Annotated in this window: 17 protein-coding genes; 11 read left to right on the forward strand and 6 right to left on the reverse strand. The window is 64.6% G+C overall.

Features of this window, described 5'->3' with window-relative positions; all coding sequences use genetic code 11:
* Positions 1 to 26 precede the first annotated feature (26 nt).
* The 4 genes from ABCW42_RS12400 to ABCW42_RS12415 form a co-directional block, all read right to left on the reverse strand.
* Positions 27 to 821, reverse strand: coding sequence for a carbohydrate ABC transporter permease (locus ABCW42_RS12400; protein WP_423184880.1), 795 nt, complete (start codon positions 819 to 821; stop codon positions 27 to 29).
* A gap of 74 nt (positions 822 to 895) precedes the next feature.
* Positions 896 to 1,795 carry a carbohydrate ABC transporter permease gene (locus tag ABCW42_RS12405; RefSeq protein WP_423181538.1) on the reverse strand — a complete coding sequence of 300 codons (900 nt, stop codon included), beginning with the start codon at positions 1,793 to 1,795 and terminating at the stop codon, positions 896 to 898.
* A gap of 3 nt (positions 1,796 to 1,798) precedes the next feature.
* The gene (locus ABCW42_RS12410; protein WP_423181539.1) at positions 1,799 to 3,154 is read right to left on the reverse strand and encodes an extracellular solute-binding protein; all 1,356 of its coding nucleotides are present in this window, start codon (positions 3,152 to 3,154) and stop codon (positions 1,799 to 1,801) included.
* Between the two features lie 104 nt (positions 3,155 to 3,258).
* On the reverse strand, positions 3,259 to 4,512 hold the full coding sequence (locus tag ABCW42_RS12415) for an ROK family protein (RefSeq protein WP_423181540.1): 1,254 nt from the start codon (positions 4,510 to 4,512) through the stop codon (positions 3,259 to 3,261).
* 127 nt (positions 4,513 to 4,639) lie between these two features.
* Here ABCW42_RS12415 and ABCW42_RS12420 point away from each other — a divergent pair, with 127 nt between their 5' ends.
* A complete protein-coding gene (locus tag ABCW42_RS12420) occupies positions 4,640 to 5,527 on the forward strand; it encodes an aminoglycoside phosphotransferase family protein (RefSeq protein ID WP_423181541.1) in 888 nt (295 codons plus the stop codon).
* Positions 5,528 to 5,530: 3 nt separating this feature from the next.
* Here ABCW42_RS12420 and ABCW42_RS12425 read toward each other — a convergent pair whose 3' ends face one another.
* The gene (locus ABCW42_RS12425; RefSeq protein ID WP_423181542.1) at positions 5,531 to 6,679 is read right to left on the reverse strand and encodes a class I SAM-dependent methyltransferase; all 1,149 of its coding nucleotides are present in this window, start codon (positions 6,677 to 6,679) and stop codon (positions 5,531 to 5,533) included.
* A gap of 201 nt (positions 6,680 to 6,880) precedes the next feature.
* On the opposite strand from ABCW42_RS12425, the gene ABCW42_RS12430 reads away from it, so the two are divergent.
* The 5 genes from ABCW42_RS12430 to ABCW42_RS12450 all read left to right on the forward strand — a co-directional run bounded on the left by ABCW42_RS12430 (position 6,881) and on the right by ABCW42_RS12450 (position 17,896).
* Entirely contained in the window at positions 6,881 to 7,258 is a 378-nt protein-coding gene (locus ABCW42_RS12430; RefSeq protein ID WP_423181543.1) for a cupin domain-containing protein, read from the forward strand.
* Between the two features lie 151 nt (positions 7,259 to 7,409).
* Positions 7,410 to 8,003 carry a DapH/DapD/GlmU-related protein gene (locus tag ABCW42_RS12435; protein WP_423181544.1) on the forward strand — a complete coding sequence of 198 codons (594 nt, stop codon included), beginning with the start codon at positions 7,410 to 7,412 and terminating at the stop codon, positions 8,001 to 8,003.
* On the forward strand, positions 8,000 to 9,208 hold the full coding sequence (gene lhgO / locus ABCW42_RS12440; protein ID WP_423181545.1) for an L-2-hydroxyglutarate oxidase: 1,209 nt from the start codon (positions 8,000 to 8,002) through the stop codon (positions 9,206 to 9,208). Before ABCW42_RS12435 ends, lhgO begins: the two co-directional genes overlap by 4 nt.
* A gap of 289 nt (positions 9,209 to 9,497) precedes the next feature.
* Complete coding sequence (locus ABCW42_RS12445; protein WP_423181546.1) at positions 9,498 to 14,999, forward strand: DUF4082 domain-containing protein; 5,502 nt, start codon at positions 9,498 to 9,500, stop codon at positions 14,997 to 14,999.
* A gap of 50 nt (positions 15,000 to 15,049) precedes the next feature.
* The gene (locus ABCW42_RS12450) at positions 15,050 to 17,896 is read left to right on the forward strand and encodes a WecB/TagA/CpsF family glycosyltransferase (protein ID WP_423181547.1); all 2,847 of its coding nucleotides are present in this window, start codon (positions 15,050 to 15,052) and stop codon (positions 17,894 to 17,896) included.
* Between the two features lie 67 nt (positions 17,897 to 17,963).
* On the opposite strand, the gene ABCW42_RS12455 is transcribed toward ABCW42_RS12450, so the two are convergent.
* The gene (locus ABCW42_RS12455) at positions 17,964 to 19,301 is read right to left on the reverse strand and encodes a hypothetical protein (protein WP_423181548.1); all 1,338 of its coding nucleotides are present in this window, start codon (positions 19,299 to 19,301) and stop codon (positions 17,964 to 17,966) included.
* 325 nt (positions 19,302 to 19,626) lie between these two features.
* Here ABCW42_RS12455 and ABCW42_RS12460 point away from each other — a divergent pair, with 325 nt between their 5' ends.
* From ABCW42_RS12460 to ABCW42_RS12480, 5 genes are read left to right on the forward strand one after another with little or no spacing between them, the layout of a single operon-like run.
* The gene (locus ABCW42_RS12460; protein ID WP_423181549.1) at positions 19,627 to 20,694 is read left to right on the forward strand and encodes a Gfo/Idh/MocA family protein; all 1,068 of its coding nucleotides are present in this window, start codon (positions 19,627 to 19,629) and stop codon (positions 20,692 to 20,694) included.
* A complete protein-coding gene (locus ABCW42_RS12465) occupies positions 20,691 to 21,689 on the forward strand; it encodes an NAD-dependent epimerase/dehydratase family protein (protein WP_423181550.1) in 999 nt (332 codons plus the stop codon). The genes ABCW42_RS12460 and ABCW42_RS12465 overlap by 4 nt, the downstream gene beginning before the upstream one ends.
* On the forward strand, positions 21,686 to 22,831 hold the full coding sequence (locus ABCW42_RS12470; protein WP_423181551.1) for a DegT/DnrJ/EryC1/StrS family aminotransferase: 1,146 nt from the start codon (positions 21,686 to 21,688) through the stop codon (positions 22,829 to 22,831). Before ABCW42_RS12465 ends, ABCW42_RS12470 begins: the two co-directional genes overlap by 4 nt.
* Positions 22,832 to 22,834: 3 nt before the next feature.
* On the forward strand, positions 22,835 to 23,485 hold the full coding sequence (locus ABCW42_RS12475) for an acetyltransferase (RefSeq protein WP_423181552.1): 651 nt from the start codon (positions 22,835 to 22,837) through the stop codon (positions 23,483 to 23,485).
* A 37-nt stretch (positions 23,486 to 23,522) separates the two neighbouring features.
* A complete protein-coding gene (locus tag ABCW42_RS12480) occupies positions 23,523 to 24,641 on the forward strand; it encodes a DegT/DnrJ/EryC1/StrS family aminotransferase (RefSeq protein ID WP_423181553.1) in 1,119 nt (372 codons plus the stop codon).
* The last annotated feature ends 12 nt before the right edge of the window (positions 24,642 to 24,653 follow it).

Raw genomic sequence — 24,653 nt, forward strand, 5'->3', positions numbered from 1 at the left:
TAGGGGCTGGAAAGTCAAAACGACACCTACGCAGCAATCGACGGGGAGAGCTCAAACTTTGAGCCCCGTGCCACCACGGTGTACAGGACGAGCACGGGAACCGAATACAGGATGGAAAACGCGGCGAGCTGCCCGTAGGCGATCGCGCCATGCTGGCCGAAGAAGCTGAAGACTGAAACGGAGGCCGGTTGCTTAGCCGTGGTCAGCAACAGGATGAACGGGACGAAGAAGTTCCCCCACGCCTGGATGAAGACGAAGACGAACACAACGCCCAAGCCTTGGCGCATGAGGGGCAGGACGATCTTCCGCAGCGTCGCCGGTCCTGAGGCGCCGTCCATCCAAGCGGCTTCTTCCAGTTCCAAGGGCACCGAGTCCATGAAGTTCTTGGTCATCCAAATGGCCATCGGCAGCGTGGTGGTCGCCATGAAGAAGATGGTGGCGGGCATCGAATCCAGCAACTGCAACTGTACGAACAGGCCATAGACCGGCACCATGATCGCGGTGACCGGGAGGGATGTGCCGATCAAGATCGAATACATAAAAGGCTTGTTGAACCGGGACCTGTAGCGGGACAGCGGATAGGCCGCCATGACGGCGGCCACCAGGTTCACGATCGCCGTGCCGGCCGACAACAGGAAACTGTTAACTAGTGGTTGGAGCAACAGCTCGGGCGTCAGGACAGCAGCGAAATTGGCGAACGACGGCGATGCGGGCCAACGCGTCTGGTAACCGGCGTGCGGGTCGACAGACGCGAGAAGAAGCCAGGCCAAGGGAAGCACGAAGCACAAGCCGATCACGCCCAAAGCCGAGTTGGCAGCCAGCCGCGCCCCGCGCGCACCGGCGCGTGCCGCCGTCGGGCGCTGTACGGTAAGCGCTCTGGCAGCCCGGAAGGATGTCACTGCTTGTCCCCGCGGAGCAACCTGACGTAGGCCGCCCCGAAAACCAGGCCGATCAGGATCAGTACTGAAGCGATCGCGGTGCCATAGCCGATATCGCCGAGCTTGAACGCTTCCTGGTAAGCGAGAACGGGCAAAGTGGTGCTCGCGTTGGAGGGGCCGCCGGCGGTCATGACCCAAATAAGCGTGAAGACCGCAAGCGTCTGCAAGGTGATCAGCATCAAGTTGGTGGCGATGCTGCCCCGGATGATCGGGAGCGTGATGTAGGCCAAACGCTGCCAGCCACGCGCACCGTCCATGAGCGCGGCTTCTGAAACGTCGCGGGGAACCTCCGAAAGCGCCGCCCGGTAGACGAGCATCGAGAACGCGGTGCCGCGCCAGATATTGGCGAGGATGATCGTGGCCATCGGGAGGGCATAGAGCCAGTTAGCGCCCCGCAAGCCGAACATCCCCAAGACCTGGTTGAGGGTGCCGTCCTGGCTGAAGTACGCGTACGCCGCGAAGGCAGCAACGATCTCAGGAAGGACCCACGCCGCAACCACCGCGGTGCCGACGAACGAACTCATGGCTCCCCCGGCCTTGCCCATGAGAACGGCGATGGCCAGTCCCAACAGGTTTTGCCCGAGGATCGCGGAAGCACCCACGAAAACCACCGTCAACCACGCCGCGAGCGGAAAGACCGCGTCGCCCAGCATCCTCGCGTAGTTGTCCACCCCGACCCATTGGGGATGGAGGGCGGCCTTTCCGGTCAGTGCGGCGTCAGTAAAGGACGCACCGAAGGACCACGCCACCGGAGCCAGGAAGAACAAGGCCAGGAGGAGGATGGACGGCACTACCGGGAGGAGCCGGATGATGCCGCGCTTTGTAGCCCGGCGTCGGGTTGAGTCAGGCACTGCCATTCGTCACTTTTGGATGACTTTGGCGTCGCCGACGAGTTTCCTGACCGATGCGTCGTAGTCGGCGGCGGCTTCCGCGGGACTCCGCTTGCCTGTGATGACGGCCTCGGTGGCTTCCTGGACCGCGAGCGAGATGCTCGGGTAGTCCGCTGTCGCCGGGCGGAAATGGGTCACGTCCACGAGGTTGGACACATCCTTCACGAACGGATTGGCGGCCTGGTATCCGGGATCGGAAGCTACGTCAGTGCGCACGGCGATCTGGGAATTGTTCACGTCGAAAGCCAGCGCATTCTTCTTGCTCATGGCGGTGGTAAGGAACTTGAAGGCCAGGTCCGCGTTCTTGGTCTTCGCCCCGACCGCCAGCGCCCATCCGCCGGACATGCTCACTCTCCCGGGATCCTGCCCGAACTGGGTGGGGAACATGGCCACGCCCATATCCTGCGCGTAGCCGGGCCATTCGTAGGATCCGCCCTTCTGCCAGAAAGACGGTGCGTAGGAACCTTCCACTGTGGCTCCCATCTTTCCTTGGGGAAGCCACTCTCCGAAGACCTTTTTCCACACGTTTGAGTCGAGGGCATCCGCCGGATCCACCGCGAGCTTCTCGTCGTACAGCGTCTTCAGGAACTGGAGCGAATCAGTGAATCCCTTGGAACCGAGCACCCATTTCTTGTCGCTCTCCGAATACAGCGGGCTTCCCGTGCCATAGAGCAGTTCGTAGAAACCCTGCATCACGGTCCCCTCGCCCGTCGCTTTGCCGGCGTACATGTTGAACGGCACCAGGCTCGGGTCGGCTGCCTTCAGCTTCCTCGCGGCGGACAGGATGTCATCCCAGGTCTTCGGTTGCCACGGGACGGGGATCCCCGCCTTCCGGAGGACGGTCTTGTTGTACCAGATGGCCCTCGTGTCGGTGCCGAGCGGAACAGCGTAGATGCCGCCGTCGTCACCGCGTCCCGCAGCTTTCGCGCCTTCGTTGAAGGTCGACCAGTCGCTCCACGTGGCGAGCTTCGAGTCGAGCTTGAGCAAGTACCCGGCGTCGACGTCGGAGCGGACCTTGAAGGTGTCCTCGTAGAAGACATCGGGCGCCGTGTCCGGAGACCGCTGGGCGAGTGCGAGTTTGGTGCCGTAATCGTCGTCGTTCGCCTGGATCGGTTGGAGATCCACGGTGACGCCGGCGTTCGCGGCTTCGAATTCTTGTTTGGCGTCCTTGAACACTTTGTCCAAAGCCGTGAACGAGTCCGTTTTCTGGTAGACGACCTTGATCGCCTGCTTCTCATTGGCTTGCGGTTGGCTGGAACACGCGGCAGAGGCCAGCAGGGCCAATACGCCGAACAATGCTGCCCCCATCCGGGCACGACGACGCATGATGCTCCGATCTTCAAGCGGCTGCAGCCCCCACACTTCAGCTGGCCCAGCCTGTTACCGATATTGATATTTGCGGCCCCGCAAGCGGGGCTTCGTGGGTTGGTTCACCCCTCCAACAAGAGCCGCTGGGCGCGCGGCGCAAGCGTATGTTCCAGGACGAGGCAGGCCGCGCCGATGGCGCCCACGTCTTCGCCCACTCCGGTCCCGACGACCTCTATCCCGTGGATGCTGTTTGCCGCACTGTTCGCGGCAAGCAAGGCCGGGATGCGTTCCAGGTAGCGTTCGGACATGCGGGCCCAGAAGGGCCCGCCGAAGACAACGCGTTCAACATCCAGCGTATTGGTGACGACGGCGACGGCCCGGGCCACGAGGACCGCAGACTTGTCGATGATCGCGATGGCCCGTTCGTCACCGGCATCAGCGGCATCGCACAGCCTGGCGAAACCTTCCTGCACCTCCGGGCCTTCCGTGCCCTTCCGCCCGCCGTCCAGGATCCCTTGTTCTTCGGCCTCGGCCACGAGGACCTGCGGGATGCACGATGACTTGACGCATCCCCGGAGGCCGCAGTCACAAGGGGGCCCGTCCGGGTCCACAATGATGTGCCCGATTTCACCGGCATTGCCGGACGTTCCACGGACCACTTCGTCGTTCAGGACAATTCCGCAACCGATGCCCGTACCCATGTACATGAAGACAAAGCTCCCCGCACCGCTGGGTCCGCCGGCCCAGGTCTCCGCGACCGCGGCGCTGGTAACGTCCTTGTCCACGAGGGTTTCGAGTCCCGTGGCCTCGGCCAGTGCGTCCCGAAGATACACCCGGTCCCAGCCGACCAGTAGCGGCGGATCCACCACGGTCCCTTCGTCAAGGTCGATGGGCCCGGGAGCTGCGACCCCCAGCCCGGCGATCTTCCCCGGATCGACGCCGGAGTCCTCAATCAACGACTTGATCTCGTCCGCGATGGCGGAGATGACCCGCTGCGGGTTGCTCCCGGCGGGGGTGGGAATGCGGGAATGCTTCACGACGTCACCCACCAGGTCCAGAACCACGGACGTGATGACCGCGGGATCCACATGGACGCCGAGCGCGTACATCCCGGCAGGGTTCAGGCGGAGGATGGTGCGGGGCTTGCCCGGGCCGCTGCCTTCCTTGCCGGCTTCGACAATGAGCCGTTGGTCCAGGAGGCGGCGCGAAATGTTCGAGATGGTTTGGGGTGAAAGACCCACGATCTGGGCAAGTTCCACCCGGCTCAGGCCGCCCGACGAACGCCTGATGGCGTCCAGGATGACGGTCAGATTGAAGTCCCCCATGCGTGGCAGATTGGTTCCGCGCCTCGGAGTGGGCTGGCGGATCTCAGTCACGTATTCCCCTAAAATCGCTGGAAGAATGCTATTGCATTTTGCATGGTACGGCACGTGTGCGCGTCCCGGTATGCCTACACGCTGGTCACCTGGAACGGACACCGGGAACACAGGCTGGAGGCATCACATGGCAGTGATGCCCCGCGCCGAAGTGCACATCACCGCGGCTCTCGTGAAAGAGCTGCTCAAGGAACAAGCGCCGGCGTTTTCCGATCTTCCCCTGACGTTGTTCGCCAACGGATGGGACAACGTCATCTACCGGCTTGGCAACGAAATGGCCGTGCGGTTGCCCAGGCGCGAGGCCGCGGCGCACTTGGTGCTCCACGAACAGCGGTACCTGCCTGGCTATGCCCTGCATTCGCCGGTTCCGGTTCCTGCCCCGATCCACAACGGACGCCCGAGCGGAAAATACCCTTGGCCGTGGAGCGTGGTCCCGTTGCTGGAAGGAATCCCCGCGACCCTCGTTCCGCACGCGGCCCGGAAAGCCGCCGCCGAAGACCTGGCCGCATTCCTTCTCGCCATCCACGTGCCCGCCCCGGCCGGAGCGCCCATCAACCCGGTCCGCGGAGTTCCGTTGGCGGCCCGGTCCAGCGTGGTCCAGGAACGGCTGGCCGATGCACGGCGCTATCCCGATGCCGGGCGATTGCGGGACATCTGGTTGCGCGCCTGCGCCGCGCCCGCATGGTCCGGGCCTCGGTTGTGGTTCCACGGGGACCTCCATCCGGCCAACGTGCTGCTGAAGCCTGCCGGCCACCTTGCCGCAGTCATCGACTTCGGGGACCTCGGTGCCGGGGACCCCGCCGTCGACCTCGCCGTCGCGTGGTTGATGTTCGACGACGGCGCGCGGCACCGCTTCGTCTCGGCGCTCGGTCCCGCCGTCGGTGCCGGCGACTGGGTCCGCGCGCGTGGCTGGGCGGTGGCCCTCGCGACGGCGATGGTCACATTCTCGGACGACAACCCCGGAATGGCCGGCGTCGGACGGTTTGCGGTGGCGCAATTGCTGGGTGGAGATTGAGGGTCAGTCCCGTTTAACGCTCCGCGTCACCGTGAACTTCGGGTTCCTGCCCACCTCGGTTGTCGGACCAATCAGGCGTTCCAGCGCGAGGCGATACTGCAGATGGCTGTTGTACACGGTCCACAATTCACCACCGGGGGCGAGGACCCGCGCAGCTGCCTCGAACATTTTCATCGCCGCCCCGGCGTGGACGCTGGCGCCGAGGTGGAACGGTGGATTCAGCAAGACAAGGTCCGCGCTTCCGGGTTCAAAGCCGGACATCGCGTCGTCCTGGACCACCGTGATCCGCTCACCGAGTCCGTTGGCTTCCGTCGTCGCCTTCGCGGACGCGACGGCAGCCGCCGATTGGTCGGTCGCCGTCACCCGGGCATTCGGCCGCGATTTCGCGTACATCGCGGCAAGGATCCCGGTACCGCAACCGAGATCGACGGCGTGGCGGGCATCGGGAATCTTGTCCATGAAACCGAGCAGGAAGCGGGTGCCGATGTCGAGCTTCGTCCCCGAGAAAACGGCTCCGTGCGCCCGGACAGTGATACCCAGTTCTTCGTTGTGGGTGCTGGCGGGGAAGGTCGGAGGCGTGGCCGGACGCCGGAGGCCGGTAGCGAGCAGGACGCGCGACTTGCGCTGGGCGAGTTGGGGCTGGACCGTTTCGAAGTTCCGTTCCAGGACAGTGTTCATGCCGAGGGACATGTGCTTGACCCGTCCGCCAGCGAGCAGGACCGCACCCGGGGCAGCAAAGCGGGCAACGGCGTCGGAAACCTCTTCCAGTTCGCCGAGCGATTTGGGCAGCTGCATGATCACCAGTTGGACGCCGTCGAGCAGCCCGGCCCCCAACTCCAGCTGGTCGAAACGGCCGGACAAGCCGGACGCCTCGGCGTTCCGCCGAAGAGCCAGGCGGCCCGTGTACAGGTCCTGCGCCACGCGGACGCGTTCGACGCCGAGAGCGGCGAGGGCGCCCAACGCCAAGGCCCCGTAACGGTCGCCGACCACCGCGAGCTGGAGCCTTGGATCCGCGATGAAGGGCGCTGCTGTTTCGAGGAGCAGCCGGTCGGTGGCATCGTAAGCCTGCAGGTTGTCGGCTTCGACGTCGGGGAACCGGCGCAGAGTTTCGAACAACGGCTGCAACGACGCTTCAAGATCGGGTGGAGTCACGCTGCACCAATCTATCCCCCGCTGGAACCCTCGACAACACGGGGGCGCCGGAGGATGGTAGAGATTGCAAGTAAACGACCGCCTGCCCGCTGCCGCGACACACCGTGAGTGCCCCCGGCGGTGGGCAGACACATGGGTCCGTTGCGCAGAGCCACGTTGCGGACCTGTCACATCAGGCTCCTGCACCCTTGTGAGAAGACCATGACTGTCAATGTCGTCACGCAGCTGGAAGTTAAGTCGCACAATTCTCCCGATGAGTCCCGCCGCCCGGACAAGACCGTGGTGGACGTCGTCACCGTGGGTGACTACACCATCGGACGTTTGACGTTCGAGCCCGGATGGAGCTGGGAAGGCTGCATCAAGCCCGTGGTCCAGACGGACTCCTGCCAGGCAAACCACGTAGGATTCTGCGTCGCCGGAACCCTTGAAGTCGAAACCACCGATGGCAAGAAGATCACCATTTCCCAAGGCGATTCGTACACCATTCCACCCGGCCACAATGCCTGGGTTGTTGGCGACGAGACCTTCACCTCCATCGAATTTGTCAGCGCGGCAGAGTTTGGAGTGAAGCCGGACTAGCGTTGCGGGTTTCGTCCACGATCTCCTGCTATCGGGCGCCAAACGTGTTTACAATCGTCGCAGGCCAGGGTTCGTCCGGCTTTTAATCCCGGGCGGACCGCGGCTGCGATTCATTGGACCCATTCAATCGCTCGATAGGGGACGTGCTTCCATGACTTCCGTTGAACCAAGTGCCGATGTCTCAGAGCGTGCCAGCATCGGTGCAGGCACAAGGATTTGGCACCTTGCCCACATCAGGGAAGATGCGAGCCTCGGCGAAAACTGCACCATCGGCCGGGGAGCCTACGTCGGGCCCGGAGTCCACATCGGATCCAATTGCAAACTTCAAAACTATTCCCTCGTCTATGAGCCCGCCCGGCTTGGCGAGGGAGTTTTCATTGGACCGGCTGCCGTCCTCACCAACGACACCTACCCCCGCGCCGTAAGCCCTGACGGCGTACTGAAGTCCGCCGACGACTGGACACCCGTCGGCGTGACGATCGAGGACGGGGCGGCCATCGGAGCGCGCGCCGTCTGCGTCGCGCCCATCACGATCGGGAAGTGGGCAACGGTGGCCGCGGGCGCCGTCGTCGTCAAGGACGTTCCGGCGTTCGCCCTGGTCGCCGGTGTCCCTGCCAGGCAAATCGGCTGGGTGGGAAAGTCGGGACACCGCCTGCACCCGGACGGCGACGAATTGGTCTGTCCCGAAACCGGAGAACGCTACATCAAAGACGGTGACACGCTCAAAGAAGCCCGCCAGGCATGAAAAGGGTCCGCGCGGCAGTCGTCGGTGGCGGCATCATCGGGGTCGCCGTCGCACGCCAGCTCACCCGGAGCCTGGGCAACGTGGACGTGACCGTGTTCGAGAAGGAAAGCGAACTGGCCGCACACCAGACGGGCCACAACAGCGGCGTAGTGCATGCAGGCCTGTATTACGAACCCGGGAGCCTCAAGGCCAGGCTGTGCCGCCGCGGAGTCGAACTACTCCAGGAATTCACGGCCGGGAAGGGCATGGACTACGAGGAATGCGGCAAAGTGGTGGTGGCCCACAACGCGAGCGAACTCGGGCGGCTCGAAGCCATCCATGGCCGGGCCATCGCCAACGGAGTGCCCGATGTCCGCATGATCAACGCAGACGAGCTTGCCGCCGTCGAGCCCCACGCGCGCGGGATGGCGGCCCTGCATTCGCCGCGGACCGCAATCGTCGACTACCGCGCGGTCACCAACGCGCTGGCCCAGGATGTCGCCGACGCCGGTGGCGCCGTGGCGCTCGGAGTGGCTGTGACGGGCATCGAGCAGCGCGGACCCGAAATCCGGGTGGCCTCCACACGCGGGACTGAAGCGTACGACCTCGTCATCGCGTGCGCGGGCCTGCAGTCCGATCGCCTGGCGCATGCTTCCGGAGACCCCGCCAATCCCAGGATCGTACCGTTCTTCGGCGACTACTACCTGCTCCGGCCGGAAAAACGCGGCTTGGTGAAGGGCCTCATCTATCCTGTCCCGGACCCGCGGTATCCCTTCCTTGGCGTCCACCTCACCAAACGCATCGACGGTGCCATCATGGTGGGTCCCAATGCGTTCCTGGCCGCAGGACGCGAAGCCTACCGGCGCGTGCAGGTGTCCCCCGGTGACCTGGGCGAGGTCCTGGGCTTTCCCGGATTCTGGCGGTTCGCCGCCGGCAACCTTCCCACCGCCGCACGGGAAGCGCGGCTCGTCGCTAGCAGCCGCGCCTTCGTCGAGGAAGCCCGGAAATACGTTCCGGAACTCCAAGCAGGCGACGTCACACGCGGACCCCGCGGGATCCGGGCCCAGGCCATGGCCCGGGACGGCAGCCTCGTGGATGACTTCGTGATCACCGGGACGAACCGGCTGGTCCACGTCCGGAATGCCCCGTCTCCTGGCGCGACGTCGTCGATGGCCATCGCGGAGCACATCGTCTCCGAAGCCATGGATCGGGCAAGCCTCTCGTAGACGAGGGCCCTGGTCTCTTCTGCACACGGCACCAGGCGCTGCTCGGCAAGGGCAACTGCCGCCCATGCACCAAGGCATCACCTTCACCTGGGCAACGCTTCCATCCTCCGGTTTCCGGCCCCTTGGACACTCGCATGCCCAACTCCGGAAAACAGGTAAAACCCGTCGCCGCCCCCGCGTGCGGAGGCTGAAAAGACGGGTACCGCTACTCGTGCCCCGTCCCCGCACCCATCCATATGCTTCCGTCATTGAGTGCCTGAACCAACTTTGGACAGAAGCGGGTCGTGACATGAGCTCCAACCGAACTTTCCCCCTGGCAGTGCGCCACTTGGTCCTCCCAACCGTCTTGGCACTGATCGGAGCGCTCCTGACGTTGCAGGTTCCGGCTGTCCCGGCCGTGGCCGCGACGAATCCGTGCACCGCGCCGATCACAAGTCCGGTGGCTTGCGAGAACACCCTTCCGGGGAACCCTGCCTCGGAATGGCAAGTGTCCGGAGCCGGCGACTCCACCATCCAGGGGTACGGGACGTCGATGAGCGTCAACATCGGCCAAACGATCTCGTTCAAGATCCTGACTCCGGCCTCGGCGTACCATATCGACATTTACCGGCTCGGGTATTACCAGGGGTCGGGTGCCCGCAAAGTCGCCGCCAACTTGCTTCCCTCCGCCGCGCTGCCGCAATCACAGCCGGCCTGCAGCACCTACTCCGACACCGGCCTCATCGATTGCGGGAACTGGGCGGTTTCGGCTTCCTGGGCGGTTCCGTCCACGGCGGTTTCCGGCGTCTATATCGCCCGGCTCGTCCGCAACGACACCAATGGGGCAAGCCTCATACCGTTCGTCGTCCGCAACGACGCGGCCCATTCGGACGTACTGATCTCCACCTCGGATGCGACGTGGGAGGCCTACAACACGTACGGCGGCAACAGCCTGTACACCTGCACCGTGGCCTGCCCGCCGGGAAACCCGCAAGCCTACAAAGGCGCCTTCAAAGTTTCCTACAACCGCCCGTTCCACACGGCCGAAGACGACCAGGGACGCAGCTGGCTGATGTACGCCGAGTACCCCATGATCCGGTTCATGGAGGCCAACGGCTATGACATCAGCTACACGAGCAGCAATGACGTAGCCACCAGCGGCTCCCTGCTCCTCAACCACAAGACCTTTATGTCCTCCGGCCACGACGAATATTGGTCCGCCGACCAACGCGCGAACGTCGAAGCCGCCCGGGATGCCGGAGTAAACCTCGCGTTCTTCAGCGGAAACGAGTCCTTCTGGCGTACCCGCTGGGAATCGAGCTACGCCGGAACCAGCACTCCCGGGCGGACCCTCGTGGCCTACAAGGACACCCACTTCAATGCACCGACGGATCCGGTCACCTGGACAGGCACGTACCGGGACCCACGATTCGGGACATCCACCGGGGGCGGAAACCCGGAGAATTCAATGACCGGTCAGTTCTTCCTGGTCAATTCAGGAACCACCGACATCACGGTTCCCTACCAGTACAGCAAGCTCCGGTTATGGCGTAACACATCGATTGCCACCATGGCGCCGGGAAGCACCGTGACCCTCGGGGCAGGGTTGGGAACGCTGGGCTATGAGTGGGATATCGACGCCGACAACGGGTTCCGGCCAGCCGGCCTCTTCGACATGTCCTCAACAACGAACACCTCGGCGGAAGTCTTCACCGACTATGGTTCACAGACCGCCACCGGGAAGACCGCCACCCATAACCTCACGATGTACGAGGCGCCAAGCGGCGCGCTCGTCTTCGGCGCCGGAACCGTCCAATGGGCGTGGGGACTTGACGGATTCACCACCGGCAAGGCGGTGGACAAGAACATGCAGCAGGCAACCGTCAACCTCTTCGCCGACATGGGCGTCCAGCCCACCACGCTCATCAGCGGGCTGGTGGCCGCCTCGAAGTCCACGGACACAACCGCACCGACGTCGACCATCATCTCGCCCGCTTTCGGTGCGAACATCGCCGACGGAACCATCGTCACAGTCAGCGGAACGGCGTCGGACACCGGCGGCGGAGTGGTCACCGGCGTCGAAGTTTCCACCGACAACGGCACCACCTGGCATCCGGCCACCGGCACGACGAATTGGACGTACACCTGGAACGCCCACGGCAACCCCACCTCGACCATTCGCTCACGGGCCGTTGATGACAGCGGCAATATCGAGTCGCCGTCGTCGGGAACTGTCACCAACATTGCCTGCCCGTGCAGCCTCTCCGGTGTCAACGTCACGCCCGCCGTCGCTGATGCCGGAGACCCGACCGCCATCGAGGTGGGGGCGAAGTTCTACTCCGAGGTGAACGGAACCATCACGGGCGTGCGCTTCTACAAAGCAGCCAAGAACACCGGAACGCACATCGGCAACATCTGGTCCGCCAGCGGGCAGCGACTCGCCACGGTGACCTTCACCGGCGAATCCGCCACAGGTTGGCAGACCGCGAACTTCTCACCGCCGCTTTCCGTGACAGCAAACACCATCTACACGGTCTCCTACTACGCTCCGGCCGGGCACTACACCGAAGACACGGCGTACTTCTACCTCCATCCGTCGCCGCCGCCCGCCGGAAACAGCCGGGTAGACAGCGCACCGTTGCACTACCCGCGGAGCGTGCCCGGCACCCCCAACGGCATGTACAACTACGGCCCGTCATCGGCGTTCCCCACGAACTCCTACGACGCCGAGTACTACTGGGTGGACGCGATCTTCGTTCCATCGAGCACGGCACCTGCCGTTTCCACGACGTCTCCGGCGAACAATGCGACCGGCGTTGCCACTAATACGGCCCTCACGGCGACGTTCAACCAGGCCGTGACCGGATCCTCGGTCACCTTCACCCTCAAGGACGCCACCAACACCGCGGTACCCGGAACCTCCAGCTACAACAGCGGAACCAACACCGCGACCTTTACCCCCACCGCGACCTTGGCCAACAGCGCCACCTACACAGCCACGATCAGCGGAGCCACCAACAGCGCCGGACAAGCCATGACGGCGCCTTATACATGGACATTCACGACTACCGCGCCTCCGCCACCGCCGGCCGTTTCTTCCAGCGCACCCGCGAACAATGCCACAGCCATTCCAACCAGCACGGCTCCTACGGCAACGTTCAACCAGGCCGTCATAGCTTCGTCGGTCACCTTCACCCTTAAGGACGCCAGCAACACAGCGGTACCCGGAACGTCCAGCTACACCGCCGGCACCAATACCGCCTCGTTCACGCCTACCTCGGCCTTGGCCTTCAGCACCAGCTACACCGCAACGGTGAGCGGCGCCACCAACAGCGCCGGCCAGACCATGACTTCGCCCTACTCCTGGACGTTCACCACCGCCGCTCCACCACCGCCGCCGACGGTTTCTTCGACAACACCTGCGAGCAGCGCCACCGCCGTGCCCGTCGGCACGGCACCCACGGCATCGTTCAGCCAGGCCGTGACCGCATCCTCGGTCACCTTCACCCTCAAGGACGCCAGCAACACCGCAGTCCCGGGAACCTCCAGCTACAACAGCGGAAACAACACCGCGACCTTCACCCCCACAGCGGCCCTGGCCTACAGCACCACCTACACGGCCACCATCAGCGGAGCCACCAACTCCACCGGCCAAACCATGACCGCCCCCTACACCTGGACCTTCACCACGGCGGCGCCGCCGGCTTGCCCGTGCACCGTGTTCAGCGCTACGTCGACCCCTTCGACAGTAAGCGTCAGTGACCCGAATGCGGTGGAACTCGGCATGAAGTTCCGCTCCGACGTCGCCGGCAACATCACCGGCGTCCGCTTCTACAAAGGCAGCCAAAACACCGGAACCCACACCGGCTACCTCTGGTCCGGCACCGGCTCCCTCCTGGCCTCCGTCACCTTCACCAACGAAACCGCCAGCGGCTGGCAACAAGCAACGTTCACCACCCCCGTCGCCATCACCGCCAACACCACCTACCTCGTCTCCTACTACGCCCCCAACGGCAACTACTCCGCCACCAGCGGATACTTCAGCAGCGCCGCCGACAACCCACCACTCCACGGCCTCGCCAGCGGAACCGACGGACCCAACGGCGTCTACAACTACGGCAACGCCGCCTTCCCCACCAACAGCTACAACAACACCAACTACTGGGTCGACGCCATCTTCAGCACCACCGGCCAACCCACCGCACCAACCGTGAGCTCCACAAACCCGGCCAGCAGCGCCACCGCCGTACCCGTCGGCACCGCGCCCACGGCAACGTTCAGCCAGGCCGTGACCGCATCCTCGGTCACCTTCACCCTCAAGGACGCCAGCAACACCGCAGTCCCGGGAACCTCCAGCTACAACAGCGGAAACAACACCGCGACCTTCACCCCCACAGCGGCCCTGGCCTACAGCACCACCTACACGGCCACCATCAGCGGAGCCACCAACTCCACCGGCCAAACCATGACCGCCCCCTACACCTGGACCTTCACCACCGCAGCCGCACCATCCTCCTGCCCGTGCACGGTCTTCAGCGCCACCTCCACACCAGCCACCATCAACGTCAACGACACCAGCGCCGTCGAACTGGGCATGAAGTTCCGCTCCGACGTCGCCGGCAACATCACCGGCGTCCGCTTCTACAAAGGCAGCCAAAACACCGGAACCCACACCGGCTACCTCTGGTCCGGCACCGGCTCCCTCCTGGCCTCCGTCACCTTCACCAACGAAACCGCCAGCGGCTGGCAACAAGCAACGTTCACCACCCCCGTCGCCATCACCGCCAACACCACCTACCTCGTCTCCTACTACGCCCCCAACGGCAACTACTCCGCCACCAGCGGATACTTCAGCAGCGCCGCCGACAACCCACCACTCCACGGCCTCGCCAGCGGAACCGACGGACCCAACGGCGTCTACAACTACGGCAACGCCGCCTTCCCCACCAACAGCTACAACAACACCAACTACTGGGTCGACGCCATCTTCAGCACCACCGGCCAACCCACCGCACCAACCGTGAGCTCCACAAACCCGGCCAGCAGCGCCACCGCCGTACCCGTCGGCACCGCGCCCACGGCAACGTTCAGCCAGGCCGTGACCGCATCCTCGGTCACCTTCACCCTCAAGGACGCCAGCAACACCGCAGTCCCGGGAACCTCCAGCTACAACAGCGGAAACAACACCGCGACCTTCACCCCCACAGCGGCCCTGGCCTACAGCACCACCTACACGGCCACCATCAGCGGAGCCACCAACTCCACCGGCCAAACCATGACCGCCCCCTACACCTGGACCTTCACCACCGCAGCCGCACCATCCTCCTGCCCGTGCACGGTCTTCAGCGCCACCTCCACACCAGCCACCATCAACGTCAACGACACCAGCGCCGTCGAACTGGGCATGAAGTTCCGCTCCGACGTCGCCGGCAACATCACCGGCGTCCGCTTCTACAAAGGCAGCCAAAACACCGGAACCCACACCGGCTACCTCTGGTCCGGCACCGGCTCCCTCCTGGCCTCCGTCACCTTCACCAACGAAACCGCCAGCGGCTGGCAACAAGCAACGTTCACCACCCCCGTCGCCATCACCGCCAACACCACCTACCTCGTCTCCTACTACGCCCCCAACGGCAACTACTCCGCCACCAGCGGATACTTCAGCAGCGCCGCCGACAACCCACCACTCCACGGCCTCGCCAGCGGAACCGACGGACCCAACGGCGTCTACAACTACGGCAACGCCGCCTTCCCCACCAACAGCTACAACAACACCAACTACTGGGTCGACGCCATCTTCAGCACCCAGTAGCACCAAATAGCAGCAAGCAGCCAGGACCCGCCCCGAAGGGATGACTCAGCGTGAAAACCGTTCAAGGCCTCAGGACGATGGTTTCCAAACTCTTGATCCTGCCAACCACCGGGACACGGACCATGGCGGAAGCCGTGCCGGCGTTCTACGGCTTCGCCGGACCCGGCACTCCGGAACCCGGCGTTCCGGAGTCCAGCATTCCGGAACCCGGCGAGCGCCGAACCTTCGAGGCCGGTTCGGCGGACACTGCCCCTTCACGGGTTGTCCTGGGCGGAGCGGAGGTGGATCTCTTCGCGCTTCAGGCGGCGATCGATTTCATCGCGGCGCGGGCCCTGCGAAAGGACGAGGCTCCGTTGGCGGTTGCTTCCGCGAACCTGGACCATATCAACCACTTCGGCGCAGGCAGCAGGTGGGCTTCGGTGTTGGGTGGCGATTCCGGTGTTCCGGAGGGGGCGTGTTCGCTCGAGTGGCTTACCCTCTTGGATGGTGCCCCGCTCGTGTCCCAGGCCCAGCGGCTGACCGGGCGGCAATGGCCGCGGCTCGCCGGTAGCGACCTTATTGGACCGTTGCTGGATGTCGCCACGTCCCTCAACCTCAGCGTCGGCTTCTTAGGTGGTGCCCGTGCAGCCCAGGAGTCCTTGAAGGAAAGGTTGGCGCGCGAACGGCCCGGGCTCCTCCTTGCCGGTTTCTGGTCGCCGAGCAGGGATGACCTTACCGACGCGGAGGTTTCAACCGGGATAGCGGCGGAGATCGCCGCCGCGGGGGTGGACATTCTCGTGGTGGGTTTGGGGAAGCCCCGGCAAGAACTTTGGATCGCTGAATACGGATCCCTCACGGGCGCTTCAGTGCTGCTGGCTTTCGGCGCCGTGGTCGACTTCCTGGCGGGCCGGGTAAAGCGCGCCCCGGAATGGGTGAGCTCGAAGGGCCTGGAATGGGCGTGGCGCCTCGCCCTGGAGCCGCGTCGGCTGGCTCGCCGCTACCTGCTGGACGGTCCCCCGGCTTACGCTTCGCTGCGCATCAACAGTTCTGTCGTGCGGGAGCAGGCCGAGGAACAACGCGAACAATTTGTCGCGTCCGCAGGTGTCGGCTGCGCGCCGCCCCCGGCGGGCAACCGGGCCTTCGCCTCCGCGGGGCAACCAGCCGACGTCGCTGTCCTTGTGGTCACCTATAACAACGCGCAGGACGTCGACCTCCTGATCGAAAGCCTTCGGGCCGAGGCTGCGGACCAATGGCTCCGTGTCATCGTGGCGGACAACGGTTCCTCGGACGGGACCTTGGAGGCCCTCGCACGCCACGGGGACGTGATTTCGTTCGACACCGGCGGCAACCTCGGCTACTCGGGTGGAATCAACGCGGCCCAACAACACTGTGGCGACGTCAAGTACCTGTTGGTTGCCAATCCTGACCTTGTGATCGAACGCGGCTCAGTCGCCGCCCTCATCCGTCGGCAGCGCTACTCCAAGGCAGGCATCGTAGTGCCCGCCCTGCTGGACGAAGACGGTTCAATCTACCCGTCCTTGCGCCGGGAGCCGAGCCTTACCCGTGCCTGGGCCGATGCGGTCCTCGGCAGCCACCTTCCGGGACGTCCGGCCTGGCTTTCCGAGATCGACTACGACCGGGAAAGCTACCAGCACGCGCATCCCGTGGAATGGGCCACGGGTGCCGCGATGCTCATCGAGGCGCACCTGGCCGAAGAGATCGGGCCGTGGGACGAACGCTTCTTCCTCTACTCCGAGGAAACAGACCTCTTCCGCCGGGCGCGGGAAGCCGGCGCACGGGACTGGTTCGAACCCGCCGCGAGGATGCGCCACCGCCGGGGCGGCTCCGGATCCTCGTCCGCCCTCACGGCGTTGATGGCGGTCAACCGTGTCCGGTATGCGGAAAAACACCACGGGCCCGCTTCCGCTGCGGGTTTCCGTGGCGCCGCCGTGCTCTCGGAGGCCCTGCGCTCGTACCAGCACGATCACCGGCCTGCCCTCCGCGCGTTGCTCAATAAGGGCAGCTGGGAAGGCTTGCCGCACGCTGTGCCGGCGCCCGGGCAGAACGACGACGGCGGGCCGGCCAGTGCTTTTCCCGCCGGTTCGATCATCATTCCGGCCCATAACGAACACGCTGTGATTGCCCGTTCGCTTCGGGGCCTGGAACCTGTGGCGGCCGCGGGAACCGTGGAAATCTTCGTGGTCTGCAATGGCTGCACTGACGATACCGCCGAGATTGCGCGCAGCTTCCCGGGGATCCGGGTAGTCGAGATCGAGCAGCCGTCAAAGACGATCGCCATGGATACCGGCGACTCCTTGGCGACCGCATGGCCCCGGCTCTACCTCGACGCAGATGTCGAGGTGGAGCCGGCAGCGATTGAGCAGCTTTTCCGTCGGCTCGGCCAAGGGGATGTCCTGGCAGCCCGTCCGGATTCCCGCTATGACACCGACGGCGCAACCGCCCTCGTCCGGGCGTTCTACCGCGCGCGTGGCCGCATGGCTTCCACGAAGAGCGGACTCTGGGGCGCGGGCGCTTTCGCCCTCACCCGCGAGGGCCGCTCGCGCTTCGGCGCTTTCCCGCCGGCACAGGCCGACGATGTCTTCGTTGACCGACACTTCTCCGACGCCGAAAAGGAGATCGTCGCCTGCCCGCCTATCAAGGTCCACGTTCCAAGTAACGCCCGTACCCTCGTCACAGTGCTGGGCCGGACCTACCGGAGCAACGTGCAGCTGCTTGATTACCAGGCGAACGACGGCGGGAGTTCCGGCCAAAGCCTCCGCGAGCTTCTTTCTTCCATCCGGGGCCCGCGGACGGGCGTCGACGCCGCGGTCTACGTCGGTTTCGCGGTAGTTGCCCGGCTCCGCAAACGGCCCACGAAGGCCACCACGTGGGAGCGGGACGAAAGCAGCCGGGGCTAGGTACCGGCCGGTAAACGTGCTGGACCCGGCAGGGATTTGATCCCCGCCGGGTCTGTTTTTACGGCCGCTAAATGCCGCAGCCGTTACCGCCTTCTACCTTGTAGATGTGTACCGCGTTGCTGTCGGCGAAGCCATCGGTGAAGGATCCGTTGGTCATCGATACTGAGCGATTCTCACCCAGGACGCTTGCACTGCTCCCGCCGCCGCACTTGAGGCTTACCGTGACGGACTGTGAGGCTGCCTGAGTGGAGTTGGCAATGATGTAGAGGCTCTTGTTGTAGGCCTTGACGGCGACGTCGACGCTTCCGCTCGTGGTTGCCACGCCATCGACGAAGGGCGAATTGAGCACTGGAGCCAGCTCGGCGATCTGTTGATTGACGGCAGTCACGGTGGGGCGGATCGCCGCGCCGCAAGCGTCCCGCAGAACATGTTGCGAGAGGCAGTCCCCGCCAAAACTGTGGTTGAAGTACGTGATTCCCCGGGCGCCGTGGATGATGCTGCTCCAGACCGCGGCCCTGATCTCCGGACCCGTGATGGTGGGAGCGCTTGCTTCAGTGAAGGGATGCCCGAGTTCGACGAAGGCCCACACGGGGATGTTTCCCTTGGGACTGACGAAGGAGCGCACACGATCCACTGTCCACCCGTAATTCGAGGCTTTCCGGCATTCGGCGTCGGTTAGCGCCCGGGGTGTCGGCAGCATCTGGCCGCCTTCGGTCGGAGCGCAAATGCTCGGATCGGTGAACCAGTAATTGTCTGCGGAAACCACCTGCTGGTAGCTGTTGACGAATTGCCCGGCCTCGGCGCTCGACTCCCAAAAAGTCACGCCCTTGCCGTAATTCGAGTACACCATCATGCCGGCGAGGGCATGGGGTACCAGGGTCTGCTGGACCGTGTATCCGCATTTGCTGTCCGCGGGAGAACAAACCGTCCCGGCGCCCGGGTAGTTTCCGGTCCAGGTGGTCGAACCAGGTCCGGCCCACATATCCGCTTCGTCGGACAGCATAAAACCTGACGCAAGTGGCGAGGTCCAGGACGGAATCGCGTACAGCCCTCCGTCCTTGATGAACTGGACGTTGGATCCGGCGGTCAGCTCGACGTACGTATTAATTCCGGCAGCTTTGTCCAAGGGAACATCCGTGGAATTGAGGACGCTTTCGAACCAAATTCCTAACGGAAAGTAGTTTGCCGAACTTGGCAGGCCATTGGGGAATTTTCCATAGTATTCCGCGCCGCCGTCGACGTCCCGGACTGTCACGCCGGCGGGTAAGGGGATGGCTGTCGGTGCCGCCGCGCTCGGCGCTACCGCATATGGTGCCAGCAGGCTGGCAACGGAAACCGATATTGCCAATAAAGCGGCCAGCACGATGCTCGCCCGGACGGTCAGCGAAAAAGTGAATTTCGTCATTGCCATTGGCTCCCGTTTAGTCATGGGGAAATACCCGGGCCACTTGTCAAAGAACCCGAAACGAGACCGTCAGCGCAAGAGTTCGTCCACAAGATACCACCACAACGGGAGCGGAAAACACCCCCTGATGCTAAGTAGGGTGATGTTTTGGTGAAGTCGAGTGCCACGGGTTCGATTCACGAAATTACGCGTCCACCCCGAGTAGCCCGCAGCGAGAATGCGGGTATCTGTTACTCGCGTGGCGCTTGGCGTTCCACAAATAGGCTGAAGCGAGCATTCATGCAATTGACCGGTCCCTGTTCTCACCATGGAGGGAGCTTTCACCATGATCAGCGAAAAGCTGCGCGTCGGGCTGATCGGCGCAGGATACTGGGGGCCGAATTTGGCCCGGAATTTCAGGACGAGTCCGGATTGGGACCTTGCCGCTATTTGCGACCTCGATCTCGGCCGGGCCACGAAGGTCTCGGAGCAAGTCGGCGGCGTGCCGGTCCTGACCGACTTGGACGAGTTGTTGTCCTGGTCCGGCCTCGATGCCGTAGCCATCGCGACCCCGGCCCGGACGCACCACAGAATCGCCTCGGCAGCCCTGTTGGCCGGAAAGCACGTACTGGTCGAGAAACCGCTGGCTGACAGCAGCGAAAAGGGCGAGGAAATGGTGGAACTCGCCCGGCTCAAGGGCCTCGTGCTGATGGCCGACCATACCTACTGCTACACCCCCGCCGTGCTCAAAATCCGGGAACTGATCGGCAACGGCTCACTCGGCGAGATCCACTTCATCGATTCCGTCCGGATCAACCTTGGCCTGGTCCAACCGGACGTCGACGTCTTCTGGGACCTGGCCCCCCACGATCTGTCCATCATCGATTTCATCCTCCCCGACGGCCTTCAGCCCTCCCATGTGTCGGCCCAAGGCGCGGATCCCCTCGGCGCAGGCCGGGCCTGCGTAGGTCACTTGAGCTTCCCCCTGGCCGCCGGCGGCTTGGCGCACGTCCACGTCAACTGGCTCAGCCCGACAAAGATCCGGCAAATGGTCATCGGCGGTTCCAAGCGGACGTTGGTGTGGGACGACCTGAATCCGCAGCAGCGGCTCAGCCTCTACGATCGGGGCGTCAACCTGGAGCGCCAATCCGCGGACGGAGCGAATCGGACAGCTTCAACCATCTCGTATCGCCTGGGCGACACCTGGTCCCCTGCCCTGTCCGAGCACGAGCCGTTGGCCCAAATGGTCAGCGAGTACGCAAGCAGCATCCGGGAGGGCAGGCCGTCGCGGACCGACGGTTCGGCGGGCTTACGCGTCCTGTCGGTCCTGGAGGCCGCATCCCGCAGCCTCAGCGAAGACGGTCGGACCAGCCTGGTTGACCGTGCCGAACTACAACTTGAGGAGACAGCGTGAGCACCTTGGAGGGGGCCCGGATCCTTGTCACCGGCGGCGCCGGCACCATCGGATCAACCATTGTGGACCAACTGCTCGACGCCGGCGCGGCCCACGTCGACGTGCTGGACAACCTCGTCCGGGGGCGCAAGGACAACTTGGGCGGCGCCTTGGACAGCGGCCTCGTCACCCTGGTGGAGGGCGACCTGCGGGACCGTGACCTTGTGCACGATGTCACCAGGGGCAAGGACATCGTCTTCCACCAGGCCGCCATCAGGATCACGCAGTGTGCCGAGGAGCCGCGGCTCGCCCTCGAAGTCCTCGTCGACGGGACGTTCACCGTCCTTGAAGCCGCGGTTGCGCAGAAGGTCGGGAAGGTGGTGGCTGCCTCGAGTGCCTCCGTCTACGGCCTCGCGGAGAGCTTTCCCACCGATGAGCGGCACCACCACCACAACAACGACACCTTCTACGGTGCCGCCAAATCTTTCAACGAAGGCATGTTGAGGAGCTTCCGGGCCATGTACGGCCTGGACTATGTGCTGTTGCGCTACTTCAACGTCTACGGCCCGCGAATGGACGTTCACGGCCTCTATACCGAGGTCCTGGTGCGCTGGATGGAGAGGATCGCCGACGGAAAGCCACCGCTGATTTTCGGCGACGGACGCCAGACCATGGACTTCGTTTTCACGGCCGATATCGCCCGGGCAAACGTGCTTGCGGCGAGCAGCCACCTCAGTGAAGGCGTCTATAACATCGCAAGCGGGACCGAGACTAGCCTCCTCCAATTGGCCGAGGCCCTGCTGCGCGTCATGGGGTCCGACCTTGCGGTGGAACACGGACCGGAACGTGAAGTCAACGGGGTCAGCCGCCGCCTCGCGGACATTTCGGCCGCCCAGGCCGATCTCGGATTCACGGCCCGGGTACCGCTCGAGGACGGCCTTCGGGAGCTCGTGCAGTGGTGGCACCCGCTCCGCGAGGAAATCGGCGCCGGGCGCACAGCCGGGGTGCGATCATGACACGCATCAACGTCATGCAGCCGTGGTTCGGCGCCGAAGAAGTCGCCGCCGTCAGCGCCGCGATCGAATCGGGATGGGTGGCACAAGGCCCCCGCGTCGCCGATTTCGAAACCGCCTTCGCGGCCAGCCAGGACATCCCTTTCGCGGTCGCGACCTCGAATTGCACGACGGCGCTCCACCTGTCACTGGTGGTGGCCGCCATCGGTGAGGGAGACGACGTCGTGGTTCCGTCGTTCTCTTTCATCGCCACCGCCAACGCGGCCACGTACGTCGGCGCCCGGCCGGTGTTTGCCGACGTCGACCCCGTCACCGGAAACCTGACGGCCGCAACCGTCGAGGCCGCACTGACGGAGCGCACCAAGGCGGTCATCGCAGTGGACCAAGGCGGTATTCCGGTGGACTTGGATTCCATCCGCGAGCTTTGCGATCCCCGTGGCATCGTGGTCATCGAGGACGCGGCATGCGGCGCCGGGTCAACGTACAAGGGCCGTCCCGTGGGCGCTGCGGCGGACGCCTCGGCGTGGTCCTTCCACCCCCGCAAGATCCTCACCACAGGCGAAGGCGGGATGCTGACAACGCATATAAGCGATTGGGCCGAACGTGCCCGCCGCCTCAGGGAGCACGCCATGAGCGTCTCGGCGAACGCACGCCACGCGTCCGTCCTTGCGCCCGCCGAAGAGTACGTGGAAGTTGGCTTCAACTATCGGATGACCGACCTGCAGGCCGCCCTTGGCCTCGTCCAACTGGGCCGGCTGCCTGAAGTCGTTCGGCGCCGCCGGGACCTCGCCGCGGAGTACGGCAAGCAATTCGCGGACCTCGAGACCGTCCGTGTAGCGCAGGACCCGCCGTGGGGCACCAGCAACTTCCAGTCCTTCTGGATCGAGATCCTGCCCGGCTCGGCCGCCGACCGCGACGGCGTACTCGCCCGGCTGGCCGCCGATGAAATCTCGGCACGCCGGGGAATCATGGCCGCACATCGCCAACCCGCCTATCGGGGCAAGGACACCGGAACCGTTCCCCTTCCCGCGACCGAACGGCTCACGGACAACACGCTCATCCTCCCTGTTTTCCACCAAATGACCGAGTCCGAACAAGCCAGGGTCATCCACTCGGTACGGGCCGCGGTCACCGGGGGCCGATAAGCCGTGCGGGACCTGATGCTGCTTGCCGCGAGCGGATTGGCCAGGGAAGTCCTTGCCACGGTCCGCGTCTCCGGACAGTTCCGGGTCACCGGCTTCCTCGACGACGCGCCCGACCTCCAAGGCACGCTCGTTGACGGAGTGCCCGTGGCAGGCGGCATCGAGGATGCCGCGTTTTTCCACGATGCCGATTTCCTGGTCTGCGTCGGGTCAGGAACCGGTCGCCGGCAGATCGTGCGGCGACTAGCTGGCCTGGGTATCACAGACGACCGCTTCGGAACCGTCTTGGAGCAAGGCGTACGGGTGCCTCCCGGATGCATGGTTGGTCACGGCAGCATCCTCTTGGCCAATGTCGTACTGACCGCCGGGGTCACGGTGGGAGCGCACGTTGTCGCCATGCCGCAAGTCACCATGACCCATGACAACGTCGTGGAGGACTACGCCACCCTTGCCGCCGGCGTGACCCTGGGAGGCAACGTGCACATTGGTTCCGCCGCGTACCTGGGCATGAACTCGAGCGTCCGCCAAGGCCTCCGGATCGGCCGGCAATCAACCTTGGGAATGGGCGCTGTCCTCCTGGAAGACCTTCCGTCCCATGAAACCTGGGCAGGCGTACCCGCCAAGCCCATCCGGCAACATGCAGCACATATCCAATAAGAGCCCACGTAATCCCCTCCGGACAAAGGTAGAGCTGATGGACGCATCCTCGACGAAGAACATTCCCCTGGTTGACCTCGCATCCCAGCATGCCGAAGTGGAAAGCGACGTCCTACGCGGTTTGGAAGACGTTTTCGCCACGACGGCATTCATTGGAGGCACCGCCGTCGGGCAATTCGAAGAAGCTTACGCCGAATGGCTGGGCGTGGCCCACTGCGTGGGCGTCGCCAACGGCACGGAAGCCCTGGAACTCGCGCTGCGCGCAACGGGCGTGGACGCCGGATTCGAAGTGATCCTTCCGGTCAATACCTTCATCGCCACCGCGGAAGCCGTGGTGCGGATCGGCGCCGTTCCGGTATTCGTCGACGTCGATCCGGCGCACCTCCTGATCGACCCCGCCAAGGTCGCCGAAGCGGTGACCGACCATACCCGCGCGATCGTCCCTGTACACCTTTTCGGCCAGGCCGCGCCTGTCGAACAACTGCAAGACATAGCGGCGTCGTGTGGGGCGGCCATCATCGAAGACGCCGCACAGGCACAGGGGGCGACCCGGAACGGCCGGCCGGCCGGAGGACTCGGGGCCGTGGCGGGAACAAGCTTCTACCCTGGCAAGAACCTCGGGGCGGCAGGCGACGCCGGCGCCGTCACCACCAACGATCCCGAAATAGCCAAGCGCGTAAGGCTGCTCGGGGCGCACGGGAGCGCGACGAAGTACGTGCACGATGTGCTCGGCTTCAATTCGCGCCTGGACACGATCCAGGCGGTGGTCCTCAACGCCAAGCTTCGGCGGCTATCTGCGTGGAACGGCTTGCGGCAGGAGGCAGCTGCCCGGTACGCGGAGATGCTCGACGATGTCCCGGGCATCTCCGCGCCGACGAGCGCCGAAGGCAACGAAGACGTCTGGCACTTGTATGTCATCCGGACCGCAGCCCGGGACCGGGTCCTGGCTGGCCTGTCCGAGGCCGGAATCGGTGCCGGAATCCATTACCCGACGCCGCTGCACTTGACCGGCGCGTTCGCCCACCTCGGCCTTGCCAAGGGGGCCTTCCCCGTGGCGGAACGCGCCGCCTGGGAAATCCTGTCCCTGCCCTTGTACCCGCACATCACCATCGCCCAGCAGAAGTTCGTCGTCGAGACCCTTCGGGCACTCGTGTAGCAGAGCGAAAGA

This window comes from Arthrobacter sp. NyZ413, assembly GCF_049390645.1.
In the GTDB taxonomy this organism is placed as follows: domain Bacteria; phylum Actinomycetota; class Actinomycetes; order Actinomycetales; family Micrococcaceae; genus Arthrobacter.